This window comes from Burkholderia sp. GW821-FHT14F03, assembly GCF_058803765.1.
The window spans coordinates 1-11,363 of sequence record NZ_JBXAPG010000090.1 but is presented as its reverse complement, the minus strand read 5'-3'; the positions used below and the strand labels follow the sequence as shown (position 1 = coordinate 11,363).

The window sequence follows — 11,363 nt, the reverse complement described above, 5'->3', positions numbered from 1 at the left end:
TGGACATCGAGCCGGCCTGGCTCGACGCGCTGGCCGCCCGCGTGCGCGGCGCGGCCGGCGCGCCGCTTGGCGATGCGCTCGCGCGCGTGCGGCTGCCGGGCCGGGTGCGGCTCGGCACGCGCCGGCTGCCGCTCGACGTGGTGCGCGGCCTGCGGCCGGGCGACATGCTGCTCGGCGTGACGCCGGCCGGCTTCGGCACGGCGGAGGGCGCGCCGCTGCACGCATGGTGGGGCGCGCGCGGCGCGCGCCAATGGCATGCAATGGTTTTGATGGAGGACACGACGATGACGATGACCGATACCCCCGAGATTGCGAACGACCTCGACCAGCCGGTCGAAACCGAGGCCGAGACGCCCCCCGAGCCGGCCGCGCTGGGCGCGCTGGAACTGCCGGTGCACATCGAGATCGACACGCTGTCGCTCGCGGTCGCGGAGCTGGCGGCGCTGGGCCCGGGCTACGTGCTGGAGCTGCCGGTGCCGGCGCGCGCGGTGCCGGTGCGGCTCGTCGCCTACGGGCAGACGATCGGCGCGGGCGAGCTGGTGGCGGTCGGCGCGCATCTCGGCGTGCGGATCAGCCGGATGGCGGGCGACGATGGTTCAGTTTAACGACCTCACCGGGCTGCTGCTCGCCGTGCTCGTGATGAGCATGGTGCCGTTCATCGCGATGGTGGTCACCTCGTACGCGAAGATCGTCGTCGTGCTGGGGCTGCTGCGCAACGCGCTCGGCGTGCAGCAGGTGCCGCCCAACATGGTGCTGAACGGGATCGCGATCCTGGTCTCGCTGTACATCATGGCGCCGATCGGCTTCGCCGCGCAGCAGCAGCTGCAGGGGCAGGCGCTGTCGCCGCAGCCGACGCAGGCGATGCTGCAGGCGTTCGGCGCGGCGCGCGAGCCGTTCCGCAAGTTCCTCGCCGCGCATTCGCGCGAACGCGAGAAGCGATTCTTCCTGCGCTCGGCCTCGGTGGTGTGGCCGAAGGAAGCGGCCGCGCAGCTGCACGAGGACGACCTCATCGTGCTCGCGCCCGCGTTCACGCTCGCGCAGATGACCGACGCGTTCCGCATCGGCTTCATCCTCTACATCGCCTTCATCATCGTCGATCTCGTGATCGCGAACGTGCTGATGTCGATGGGGATGAACCAGTTGCAGCCGACCAACGTCGCGATCCCGTTCAAGCTGATGCTGTTCGTCGTGATGGACGGCTGGTCGACGCTCGTGCACGGGCTCGTGCTGACCTATTCCTGATCTGGAGGAGAACCCGACGATGGAAGTCGACGACCTGATCCGTCTGACCACGCAGGGCATGATGATGTGCCTCTACATCTCGCTGCCCGTGGTGCTGGTGGCGGCATTTTCCGGGCTGGTGATCTCGTTCGTGCAGGCCATCACGTCGCTGCAGGAACAGAGCATTTCCTATGGCGTGAAGCTGGTCGCGGTGACCGTGACCATCGCGATCGCCGGCCCGTGGGCGGCCAGCGAGATCCTGCATTTCGCGCAGCAGCTGATGAGCGCGGCGGTGCCGTCGTGAGCCGCGTGCTGAATGCCCCGAACCAGGCGGCGCAGGCCGCGCAGGCCATGCAGACGGCGCGCACCGATGCGCGCCGGCGGCGGCTGGTGCGCGCGCGCGCCGCGAGCACCTACGGCCGCTACGCCACGCGCTTCGCCTATGCGAACGGCGCGCAGAACCTCGCGACGGCCGCGCGCAACCAGATGCTCGGCAAGCTGAAGCCGCGCCCGAAGACGACGGCGCCGACCCGCCGCCGCAAGCGCGCGGACAACCAGAACGAAGCGGTCGATTCGGGCGAGGAGGACGTTTCCACGCACGCGCACGTCGCCGGCCACGAGGAGCACGAGCGGCATTCGGGCGGCCAGGGCGGACGCGGCGGCCAGGGCGGCCAGCAGCAACGCGAACGCGACGACGGCGGCGCGCGCGTGCTGGCCTTGCCACGCGTGCGCAAGGGGCGCGCGCAGGGGGCGGGCGCCGCCGCGCCGCGCATGTTCAGCAGCGTGGCGGCCGGCGGGGCCGACGGCGTCGAGCGCGAAAACGCGTTGCGCCATCTGTGGGCCGACACGCTGCTGCAACTCGGGCGACGCGCGGAACAGGAGCCGGCTGCGCGACTGACCGCCACCTTGCTCGCGCACAGCGCGGATCTGCTCGCGGCGCGGCTGCGCAGCGGCCCGTTGACGCCGATCGGTTGGGCGGGCGTGAAGCAATTGCTGGTCGACGCGATGGGCGGCGAGCCCGCGCCGCGCCAGGCCGGCGCGGACGGCGCGCGCGCGCGGTCGCATCGCCTGTTGCTGCCGCTGATGCTGTTCCAGATCGAGCGGCCTTCGACGCCGGTGCAGGCGCGGCGCGCCTTCGCGGCCGTCGAGACGCTGCGGCGCGGCGCGGCGGCCGCGCGCTGAGCGCAGCCGGCGACGCGATGCTTCGCAAAAACGTCGCTGGATTCGCATCGCGGCAGTGGCATCGGGACCGTCGGCCCTATTCTGACGACATGGCGAATCGATGAGCCGCCGGCAGCAAAGCAGTCAGGCCGCCACGATTCGATGGGCACCACGAACGATTCAAGGCAAGGAGAGTGGAATGAAACTGCTGCGTATCCTGACCGGCCTGCATGCCGGCGCGGAGATCGCGCTCGAGGCCGGCGAACACCGGATCGGCGCGAACGACGACGCGGCGGTGCGCATCACCGACTGGCGCGACGGCGACCTGCTGCTGACGATCGACGCGCAGGGCGTGGTCAGCGCGCGCCGCGCCGCGCCGGTCCCGGCGGAGACGGCCGAGGATCCGTTCGACGCCGACGGCTCGCCGCTGCTGATGCTCGATTTCGTGCCGGTGCCGTTCGGCGAGACGGCCTTGTGCGTCGGCCCGGCCGACGGCGCATGGCCGAGCGACCTGGAGCTGCTGGCCGCCTTGTGGGCGCCGCCGCCGGGCGCGGAAGCCGCGCGGCGCGGCGCGCAGCGCAAGCTCGCGGCGGTGGCGGCGGCGGTCGGCGCGCTGGTGGCGGGCGGTCTCGCGACGGGCACGATGCTGGCGAGCGCGCATCCGCGCACGGTGGTGCGGATCGAGACGCCGGACGCGCTGGCGCGGCGGCTCGACGCCGAACTGAAGCACGCGGGCTACCGCGAGCTGCGGGTCGCGCCGCGCGGCGCGATGATCGCGGTCACCGGCATGGTGGCGACGCCGGCCGACGACCTCGCGGTGCGCAAGCTGTTCGACCGGATCGCGGCGCGGCGGGTCGAGCGTCAGTACGACGTGGCGCAGGACGACGCGCAGAGCATCGGCGAATCGCTGGGCGTGGCGGGCGTGATGGTGGCCTATACGAGCGGCGGCCGGTTCCGCGTGACGGGCGACGTGCCGGATCTCGCCCGCCTGAAAGCGGCGGTCGAGCGGGTGCGGGCCGATGTCGGGCCGAACGTCGCGGCGATCGAGGTCGAGGCGCGCCAGTCCGGCGCCGCGCCGACGCCGATCGCGTACTCCGGGATGCTGGAGATCGGCGAGGTGCGCTACGTGGAGACGCCGGATGGGGTGAAGCATGTGTTCGCGGGCGCGTCGCCGGACGACGCGCACGATTTCAACTGACGGGGGAAACAGCATGTACGAAGCATTGGAACGGGTCGCGGCCGAGGTGGGCTCGCTGGAGCGGGCGCTGACGGCGCCCGACGCGACCGCGCGGGTCGGCGCGATCCGCACGGCGCTCGGCGAGACCGCCGAGCGGCTGAGCGCGGCCACCTCGCAGGCGGCGAACGACTACGACCGCGACGCGATGCAGAAGATCTATCGCGGCCTGCTGGCGGCGCAGCGCATCGTGCTGGCCTTGCAGGAAGCGAACGCGCGGGCCGCGGCGTAACGGCGGCAGGGGTATTGCCGCGCCGCGCGCGAGCGCCCGGTTTCCCGGCCCGAGGGCCGACCCGGACGAATCGCGGGCGACGCGGTCAAGCAGGCGGCTGGCCGGCAATTCCGCCGGCATGGCCGGATCACCGTGAATGCGTGGGAACACGCGCTATTTTTGGAGAATCGCAATGGGTCTGAATCCGATGAGCTTGGTGTCGGGACTGATGGGTGACGCAGGCATGGCTGACGCGATCGGCAGCATCGAGAAGTCCGCTCAGCAAGGCATGGCACTGTCGAACGCGGCGACGCAGGCGCAGATGCAGATGCAGGAAACGACCGTCAAGAACGACGTCAAGAAGCAGGCCGTCAAGATGCTGGCCGACGCGGCCAAGCCCGCGCAGTAAGCGGGGCGTTGCCGGGTATCGCGGTTGGGCAGCCGGCGCGCGCGCCGGCTGTCTTGTTTTGAGCGCGGGAGATCACGAGGGAGCAGTCATGAGTTGGGAACGGTATGTGCAGATCGTCACGGAAGTGTGCGCGGTCGTCGATCTGCCGGACGTCGACTATGTGCTCGAAACGCGTTCGATCGACGTCGAGGGCTTCGACGTGCGTCTCGACTACTTCGACGACGATCCCGAGTCGATGTACGTCAATTTTCATTTCGGGATCGTGAGCGCGGGCCGCACGCTCGCGATCTACCGGCTGCTGCTGGAGGCGAACCTGCTGATCTACGCGCAGGACCAGGCGCAGCTCGGGCTCGACGCGGACACGGGCGGCATCGTGCTGCTGATGCGCCTGCCGCTCATGCCCGACGTGAGCGGCGAGACCGTCGCCGACCTGTTCGCCCACTACGCCGAGCACGGCCGCTACTGGCGGCAGAACATCATCGAATCCGGCGACGAGATGTTCGAGGGGATCGCCTCCGGCGAGTACTTCTGGCTGCGGGTCTAGCCTCGGGCGGCCCGCCGGGCAATCGTAACGGATCGTCACAAACTGCTGCGCGAAGTGCCTCCGGACGAGACGATAGCGCCATGCCTCCACGCAACACCACGGCCCCAGGCCCGCTGCGCGGAGTGTTCGAGCCCATTTGTCTTTGCCATCTCCAGCAGGAGGATCCGCCATGTTTTCGACTCTGTACTTCGCCACCGCCGCCGCGCTTGCCCATCCCGCCGCGCATGAAGGCTATGCCGCGCGCGTGCTCGACGGCCGCTTCGCCGATGCGGCCGCGTTCGTCGCCGCGCGCTGCGACGTCGAGCCGGGCGGCGCGGGCGTCGACCTGCGCGACATGCAGGCCTATGCCGATATTCAACTCGCGCTCGGCCGCCATGAAGAGGCCGAGGAAACCTTCCGCCGCGCCCAGCGCCTGCTGCGCGACGCGCGCGACCAGACCCGCGTGATGACCTGCCGCAACGCCAGCTGGCAGGCGTTCTTCCAGAACCGCTTCGGGGTGGCGCAGGCGGGCTTCCAGCGCATCGTCGACGATCGGGCCGCGCTGCCCGCGCAGAAGCTCGAAAGCCTGTTCGGGATGTGCGTGGTGATGCACCACCTGGGCCGCGCCGACGCGGCGATGGCGGCGCTCGACGTGCTTGATGTCGCGGCGGCCGGTGTCGCGACGGCCGCCGGCGCCGATCCGCGCTGGGGGCAACTGGCGGGCGCGCTGCGCGCGGACCTGCTGCTGCAATACCAGGTCGGCTGCGCGGATGCGCTCGACGATCACGTCTACTGGCGCTCGGTGCTGGCCGACCTGCCGCCCGGCGCGTTCGCGGAACCCGATTTCGCGATGGACGATGCGCCGCTGCTGCTGCGCCTGCGGCTCAGCTATCTTCACGAAGTGCGGCGGCTGGCGGACGGCGATCATGCGGCGCTCGCGCGGATCGACGCGCACGTCGACTGGTGCGCGAAGGCCGGCATCGGCGAATACCAGCGCAGCGTGCGGCTCGAAGTCGCGCTCGCGGCGCTCGCGGGCCGCGCGCCGAACGTGGCCGACGCGATGATCGCGCCGTACCGCGACGCGGCCGCGCGCTGCGGCACCCACGTGCGCTGGACGCTCGACTATCTGTATTGCGCGGCGAAGGTGCGGGAGCAGCAGGGGCGGATTCGCGAATCGGCGTCGCTGTACGGGCGTTATGCGCTGGCCTCGGTGCGGCACGTGCGTTCGGACGGAGCGGCGCTCGCGCCGGCGCTGGCGATCGCGCGCTGCGGCACCCAGGCGGGCGCGCCGAGCGACGACGTCAGTGCGCGGCTGCCGGGCAAGTATCGGCGCGCGTATCGCTACCTGATGGAGCGGCTCGATCAGCGCGATCTGTCGGTGCGCGAGGTCGCGGCGCACATCGACGTGACCGAGCGCGCGTTGCAGGCCGCGTTCAAGGCGCACCTGGGCCTGACGCCGAGCGAACTGATCCGCCGCCAGCGCATGGAACGGATTCGCGGCGAGCTGCTGTCGGATGCGCCGCGCGCGGAAAGCGTGCTGGAGATCGCGAGCCGCTGGGGCATCCAGCATCGCTCGACGCTCGTGAACGGGTATCGGCGCATGTTCGACGAAGCGCCGTCGGAGACTTTCGAGCGCGCGTAAGGCGGCGTGCGGGACGATAGCGGGGCGCGGGTCCGATGGGGTCCGCGCCCCGTTGTCGTATGGGCGGGAGGGCGTGCGTTTTGAACGGGTGGCGGCGTCGTGGTCGACGATGCGTGGTTGGAGATTGTCTCGTGAGGGCGATGGTGCGCCGCGCGGGAACGAGGTGCGGAGCCAGTGGCGTTCGCGTTTCGTTCCGGGGTGGGAGGGAGGCTGTGCGCGGAGGTCGGGTATCGGTTGTGCGACAAGGCGAAGTCGGAGCCTTTCGATTCCGCGAGACTGTGTACAGCGCGAGAAGGGCGCGCGGATCTGCCGGCGCGCGTGCTCCGTTGTCTTGAGGGAGGAAGGCTGCGCGCTGCGGCCAAGTATCGGCGTACATCCGACGAGGTGGAGCCGGAGCCCTTGGATTCGGCGCAAGACGGCGTGCTTCGCGAGAAAGATGCGCGGATCTGCCGGCGCGCGTGCTCTGTTGTCTTGAGGGAGGAAGGCTGCGCGCTGCGGCCAGGTATCGGCGTACATCCGACGAGGTGGAGCCGGAGCCCTTCGATCCCGCGCAAGACGGCGCACGACACGACAACGAGGCGGGATGGCATCCCGCTGTCGCGTGATCGGGAAACCGCGCGCATGCCTGTTCGACGAGGCGCGCTCGGGGCCCATCGAGCGCGATCAAGACCGCTCGCGGATCGGCCGGACGCCCGCGCGCATGACACGCGCGGTATCGGCGGTTTACGACTGCACGGCCTTCTTGAGCATCTCGATGATCTTCTGCGCGAAGCTGTTGAGCAGCTCCGCGATGGCCATCTTCTGGGTGGCGCGCGCGAGCGCCTGCTGCATCACGATCGCCTGATCGGCCGCGTGGTCGATCTCCTGTATGGAAGGCATGCCGGAGGCCGCGAGTGTCTGGCCGGACGCATGCGTGTTCGCGGTGGCGTGGGTCGATGTCGCGTGGACCGTCTGGGCTTGGATCTCGGCAGCCTCGGCCTTGGCCGGAGCGGCCGTATGCACGGGCGCGGCCGTGGTCTCCGGCTTCTCGGTGGATGCCGCACTGCCCGAATCCGACACGGGCTTGTGCGTCGGGGTCGCGTCGATGGTTTGCGGCTGGACTTCGGCGGTCTCGGTCTTGGTCGGTGTGGGCGCAGGCGGCGTCGGCGTCGCGGGCGCGGACGCGGCGGGCGCTGGCGGCTGCCCGGCGGCCTTCGCCGCGCCTCCCGCATCCGACGTGGGCTTGGCCGCATGCATGCGGGCCTGCAGGCGCGCCTTCGGGCTGAACGGTTGTGCGATCTTGCGCCCGGACGGCGGCGACGGCGCGGCGTTCTGTTGCGTCACTCCCGGTTTCTGCCGCTTTTTCTGCAGCTCGGCGGTGGGATGCATGGTGCTGCCCGGGCGTTTCGTCGCCTGGGGCGTGGCGCCCGTGCCCTGATCCACGCCGGACATGGGTGCGGACGAGGCCGGGGTGTGCCGGATCGGGGCCGGTGTGCTGCCGATGGGATTCATGAAAAGTCTCCTTGGCGTTGGCGTACAAACACGCCCGTGGTTCGGTAGAGGCCGCATGCGAGCGGCGGGACGGCGGGCTGCCGTGCATGAGGCGAGCCTGCGCGGCGGCGTCGAAGCGCGACGCCGGCCGCGCGATCGGATCGATCAACCGCTGTCCAGGTGCCGCGCCCACTGTTGCCGATCGAGCCGCAGCAGGTGGCCGATGCGCACGGCCACGTCGTCGGCCGCCGACGCGGCCAGCGTCTCGACGCGCAGGAAGCGGCCGACGAGCGAGGTCGACGCCTCGTCGCCGGACAGCAGCACGGTCTGCACGTAGCGCCGCCAGTCGTCGTCGTCGATCGAATACAGGCACCAGCCCTGCAGCGCGGCGCACAGCGGCGTGCCGCGATCCTGTTCTTCGAGCGTGCGCAGGATGTGCAGCGCGCCGATCCAGTCGCGCCGGCTGATGCGCAGGCGCACGTCGCACAGATCGACCGCCGCGCTGCGCGGTTGCAGCACGCGCAGCGCCAGCAGCAGTTCGTCGAGGTCCGCGTGGGCGTTCGCGCGCAGCCCCGCCGAAAACACCGACAGCAGGATGCGCGATGCCGCCGCGTTGCAGGGTTTGATCGCCATGACAGGGCTTTAAACAGGAACGAGTGGAAGCATGGCCGCGATCATGGCGTCCCGCGCGCGGGGCGGGATGCCCTGCGCGAAGCCGCGTTGCGCCCGGCGAAGCGCCGCTGCGCCGGGCGGCGGCCGGCGCGCGGCGGTTCGGCCCGCGCGACGTCGCTTCGCGCGGCGCGCCGCGCGCGCGCGCCGCTTTCTTAAGCTTGTCGGCGAACGGATGGCGCTGGATGCGTTCACCGTTCGCTCCTTTTTCTTTTCCTTTTCAACGAGGGCGCACATGACCTGCATCAACAGCATTTCCGCGAACACCATCCATCCGCAAACGAACCAGACGAACGGCTCGTCGAGCAGCCGCGACGCCAAGATCGAACAGCTGCTCGAAGAGATCGAGCAGCTGCTGATGGGCGACGACGACAGCGGCGGCGGCGACGATGTCGGCGCGCCGGGCAACAGCACCGGCGGCAACGACAACTCGGTGGGGAACCACGGCGGCAACGGCAACGGCAACAACCAATCGGTCAACGGCCAGAACAACGGCGGCGCGGCGGGCCAGGGCCTGCACGACATCAAGCTGAACACGCGGGCGGGCGGCGAGGCGCTGCACCTGAAGGAAGACTCGCAGGGCAACCTGTACAACGGCAGCGGCAATTCGGTCGGCACGATCGACAAGGACGGCAACGTGTCGTTGAACTCGGGCGCGACCAAGGAACTGGAGCGCCTCGAAACGGGCGGCAATCCGTTCGTCGACGCGCACGTCGGCGCGCGCGGCGCGGGTGGCAACATGCAGTTCTCGGCCAACGAGGTGACGGTCAGCACCGGCGACCTGAACCAGAAGGCCGATTTCTGAGCGTGCGGACGGGCGGCACTGGACAAGCGCTTTCGAATCGGTACACACTGCGCGCTCGCGAGGCCGCGCCGTGGCCCGCCCGTTTCACCGCCGAATCAATCGCCCGCCGGAGTCGAACTTGAGCGTGCCGCACGGGGCCGAGGCCCGCAGCTTCCAGATCATGCAGGACCATCAGCCGTGGGGGACGCTCGCGCTCGATGCGAGCGGCGCGATCGTCGCCGCGACCGCGCGCGCGCAGGCGCTGTTCGGCCGCGCGCTGCCCGTCGGGCTGGCGGTCGGCGCGCTCCTGGGGGAGACGCTCGAGGCCTCGGCGGGCTCGTTGTTCGAACAACTGACCCAAGGGCTCGAATTCGCCGCCGGCCCGGCCGTGCTGTGGCTCACGCTGCAGCCGGTGGACGGGGATCCGCAGATCGCGGCGACGGTGTCGGTCGTCGACGTGTCGCCGCTGCGCCGCGCGCTCGACGAACGCGTGGCGTCGCTGCGCTTCCTGGCGCATGACCTGCGCTCGCCGCAGAATTCGATTCTCGCGCTGACCGAGCTGCGCGACGCCGATCCGGCCGCCTTCGAGGCGTGCGGCGGCTTCGCGCGCATCGCGCAGCTCGCGCGCCATGCGCTGCTGCTCGGGCAGGATTACCTGGTCGCGTCGGCGGCCGACGACCTGCGCCACCATCATTTCGTCCGCTTCGACCTGCGCCGCGTGCTGCGCGATCTCGTGCCGAAACTCGAGGTCGGCGCGGTGTATCGCGGCGTGGCGCTGCAACTGTGGCTCGGCGACGCCGAGCCGCTGTGGCTGAACGGCGCGCGCGTGTTCATCGCGCGCGCGTTGCAGAACCTGATCGACAACGCCGTGCAGGCGTCGCGCCAGGGCGCGCGCGTCGAGATCCGGCTGCGGGTGCGCGACGCCTACGCGGAACTGACGGTGCGCGACTGGGCGGGCGGCCTGCCGGGCCTCACGGCCGACGGCCGGATGACGGATTTCGCGCCGCTCGCGAAGCGCGGCTCGATGGGCTTCGGCCTCGGGCTGCAACTGGCCGCGCAGGTGGTGGCCGCGCACGCGGGCGCGCTGCACGCGGAATCGAACCAGGGCGTCGGCACCGTGTTCGTGGTGCGGCTGCCGCTGCTCGTGCGCGCCGCGTCGCCGCAGGTGCCCGACGGCATCGCGCGCTGGCGCGCGAGCGTGTCGCCCGACGGCTGAACGCGCGCGTCGCCGCTTGTCTTTTTCCTGTCCTTACCGTTTCCGAGTTCACGATGTCCGACCCGAATATGCAGCGCACCGTACAGCAGCCCAAGCAGATCGTCGTCGTCGAGGACGATCCGGTGCAGCGCACGCTGCTCGTCACCTGGCTCAAGGCCGAAGGCTACCGGGTCGAGGCGTTCGAGAACGGGCTCGACGCGCGCAACTTCCTCGGCGACAGCTGGGCCGACCTGCTGATCCTCGATTGGGATCTGCCCGGCATGACGGGCGAACGCCTGCTCGGCTGGGTGCGCGGCCGCGCGCGCTCGATCGTGCCGGTGATTTTCCAGACCGTGCACTCCGACGAGGAGGACATCGTCAAGATCCTCGACGCCGGCGCGGACGATTTCCTGATCAAGCCGCTCGAACGGCAGACGCTGCTCGCGCGCGTGCGCGCGCTGCTGCGCCGGTTCGCCGCGCTGTCGGCGGACAGCGGCCGCATGCAGGTCGGCGCGCACGTGCTGTCGCGCGCGACGCTGACGGTGTCGGTGGGCGAGGCCGCGCATGCGTTCAGCGCCAAGGAGTTCGATATTCTGTGGCACCTCGCCGCGCATCCCGGCACGGTCGTGCAGCGCCAGGACTTGCTGCGGCTCGTGTGGGGCGTGGAGGCGGCCGCTCAGACCCGCTCGGTCGACATGTACGTGAGCCGGCTGCGCAGCCGGCTGAAGGCGGCCGGCATCGCGTGGACCGTGCAGGCCGCGTACGCGACCGGCTATCGTCTCAACCTCGGCGAGGCCGCGCCCGACGCCGCCGCGCCCGATACGCCCGCGCCGCGATGAGGCGG

General features: G+C 70.7%; 15 protein-coding genes. 12 read left to right on the top strand and 3 right to left on the bottom strand.

Annotated elements, in window-relative coordinates:
* The 9 genes from sctQ to AC1RQF_RS32630 all read left to right on the top strand — a co-directional run.
* Positions 1-605, top strand: a 605-nt coding sequence (gene sctQ / locus AC1RQF_RS32670; protein ID WP_492874240.1) for a type III secretion system cytoplasmic ring protein SctQ, incomplete at its 5' end; no start/stop codon positions are given.
* Complete coding sequence (gene sctR, locus AC1RQF_RS32665) at positions 592-1,242, top strand: type III secretion system export apparatus subunit SctR (protein WP_273996348.1); 651 nt, start codon at positions 592-594, stop codon at positions 1,240-1,242. The genes sctQ and sctR, both read left to right, overlap by 14 nt.
* Before the next feature lie 19 nt (positions 1,243-1,261).
* Positions 1,262-1,525: a type III secretion system export apparatus subunit SctS gene (sctS, locus tag AC1RQF_RS32660; RefSeq protein WP_273996346.1), complete on the top strand. Its 264-nt coding sequence runs from the start codon at positions 1,262-1,264 to the stop codon at positions 1,523-1,525.
* Positions 1,522-2,403: a type III secretion system protein gene (locus AC1RQF_RS32655; RefSeq protein ID WP_492874238.1), complete on the top strand. Its 882-nt coding sequence runs from the start codon at positions 1,522-1,524 to the stop codon at positions 2,401-2,403. The genes sctS and AC1RQF_RS32655 overlap by 4 nt, the downstream gene beginning before the upstream one ends.
* A 178-nt stretch (positions 2,404-2,581) precedes the next feature.
* Positions 2,582-3,580 carry an HrpD5 family protein gene (gene hrpD5 / locus AC1RQF_RS32650; RefSeq protein ID WP_492874236.1) on the top strand — a complete coding sequence of 333 codons (999 nt, stop codon included), beginning with the start codon at positions 2,582-2,584 and terminating at the stop codon, positions 3,578-3,580.
* A 13-nt stretch (positions 3,581-3,593) separates the two neighbouring features.
* A complete protein-coding gene (locus AC1RQF_RS32645) occupies positions 3,594-3,848 on the top strand; it encodes a type III secretion protein (protein WP_273996344.1) in 255 nt (84 codons plus the stop codon).
* Positions 3,849-4,020: 172 nt separating this feature from the next.
* Positions 4,021-4,236 (top strand): hypothetical protein, encoded by a 216-nt coding sequence (locus AC1RQF_RS32640; protein ID WP_273996343.1) that lies wholly within the window; start codon positions 4,021-4,023, stop codon positions 4,234-4,236.
* A gap of 88 nt (positions 4,237-4,324) precedes the next feature.
* On the top strand, positions 4,325-4,780 hold the full coding sequence (locus tag AC1RQF_RS32635) for a CesT family type III secretion system chaperone (protein WP_492874233.1): 456 nt from the start codon (positions 4,325-4,327) through the stop codon (positions 4,778-4,780).
* Positions 4,781-4,949: 169 nt separating this feature from the next.
* Positions 4,950-6,401 (top strand): helix-turn-helix transcriptional regulator, encoded by a 1,452-nt coding sequence (locus AC1RQF_RS32630; protein WP_273996341.1) that lies wholly within the window; start codon positions 4,950-4,952, stop codon positions 6,399-6,401.
* A gap of 723 nt (positions 6,402-7,124) precedes the next feature.
* Here the strand turns inward: AC1RQF_RS32630 and AC1RQF_RS32625 are convergent.
* The 3 genes from AC1RQF_RS32625 to AC1RQF_RS32615 form a co-directional block, all read right to left on the bottom strand.
* Positions 7,125-7,892 carry a hypothetical protein gene (locus tag AC1RQF_RS32625; protein WP_492874231.1) on the bottom strand — a complete coding sequence of 256 codons (768 nt, stop codon included), beginning with the start codon at positions 7,890-7,892 and terminating at the stop codon, positions 7,125-7,127.
* A 144-nt stretch (positions 7,893-8,036) separates the two neighbouring features.
* Positions 8,037-8,504, bottom strand: a complete 468-nt coding sequence (locus tag AC1RQF_RS32620) for an HrpB1 family type III secretion system apparatus protein (RefSeq protein WP_273996339.1) — start codon at positions 8,502-8,504, stop codon at positions 8,037-8,039.
* 9 nt (positions 8,505-8,513) lie between these two features.
* Complete coding sequence (locus AC1RQF_RS32615; protein ID WP_492874229.1) at positions 8,514-8,795, bottom strand: hypothetical protein; 282 nt, start codon at positions 8,793-8,795, stop codon at positions 8,514-8,516.
* On the opposite strand from AC1RQF_RS32615, the gene AC1RQF_RS32610 reads away from it, so the two are divergent.
* From AC1RQF_RS32610 to AC1RQF_RS32600, 3 genes are all read left to right on the top strand, one after another.
* On the top strand, positions 8,776-9,345 hold the full coding sequence (locus AC1RQF_RS32610) for a hypothetical protein (RefSeq protein WP_273996337.1): 570 nt from the start codon (positions 8,776-8,778) through the stop codon (positions 9,343-9,345). The genes AC1RQF_RS32615 and AC1RQF_RS32610 overlap by 20 nt on opposite strands.
* A gap of 124 nt (positions 9,346-9,469) precedes the next feature.
* A complete protein-coding gene (locus AC1RQF_RS32605) occupies positions 9,470-10,540 on the top strand; it encodes a sensor histidine kinase (RefSeq protein WP_273998379.1) in 1,071 nt (356 codons plus the stop codon).
* Between the two features lie 53 nt (positions 10,541-10,593).
* The gene (locus AC1RQF_RS32600) at positions 10,594-11,358 is read left to right on the top strand and encodes a response regulator transcription factor (RefSeq protein WP_273996336.1); all 765 of its coding nucleotides are present in this window, start codon (positions 10,594-10,596) and stop codon (positions 11,356-11,358) included.
* Positions 11,359-11,363: the final 5 nt, after the last annotated feature.

Bases quoted from the DNA above. Each gene is read 5' to 3' on its own strand.
- AC1RQF_RS32615 (WP_492874229.1), bottom strand. From the start codon at position 8,795: ATGCTGTTGATGCAGGTCATGTGCGCCCTCGTTGAAAAGGAAAAGAAA.
- AC1RQF_RS32635 (WP_492874233.1), top strand. From the start codon at position 4,325: ATGAGTTGGGAACGGTATGTGCAGATCGTCACGGAAGTGTGCGCGGTC.
- AC1RQF_RS32600 (WP_273996336.1), top strand. From the start codon at position 10,594: ATGTCCGACCCGAATATGCAGCGCACCGTACAGCAGCCCAAGCAGATC.
- AC1RQF_RS32630 (WP_273996341.1), top strand. From the start codon at position 4,950: ATGTTTTCGACTCTGTACTTCGCCACCGCCGCCGCGCTTGCCCATCCC.
- AC1RQF_RS32610 (WP_273996337.1), top strand. From the start codon at position 8,776: ATGACCTGCATCAACAGCATTTCCGCGAACACCATCCATCCGCAAACG.
- hrpD5 (WP_492874236.1), top strand. From the start codon at position 2,582: ATGAAACTGCTGCGTATCCTGACCGGCCTGCATGCCGGCGCGGAGATC.
- AC1RQF_RS32625 (WP_492874231.1), bottom strand. From the start codon at position 7,892: ATGAATCCCATCGGCAGCACACCGGCCCCGATCCGGCACACCCCGGCC.
- AC1RQF_RS32645 (WP_273996344.1), top strand. From the start codon at position 3,594: ATGTACGAAGCATTGGAACGGGTCGCGGCCGAGGTGGGCTCGCTGGAG.
- AC1RQF_RS32640 (WP_273996343.1), top strand. From the start codon at position 4,021: ATGGGTCTGAATCCGATGAGCTTGGTGTCGGGACTGATGGGTGACGCA.
- sctR (WP_273996348.1), top strand. From the start codon at position 592: ATGGTTCAGTTTAACGACCTCACCGGGCTGCTGCTCGCCGTGCTCGTG.
- sctS (WP_273996346.1), top strand. From the start codon at position 1,262: ATGGAAGTCGACGACCTGATCCGTCTGACCACGCAGGGCATGATGATG.
- AC1RQF_RS32620 (WP_273996339.1), bottom strand. From the start codon at position 8,504: ATGGCGATCAAACCCTGCAACGCGGCGGCATCGCGCATCCTGCTGTCG.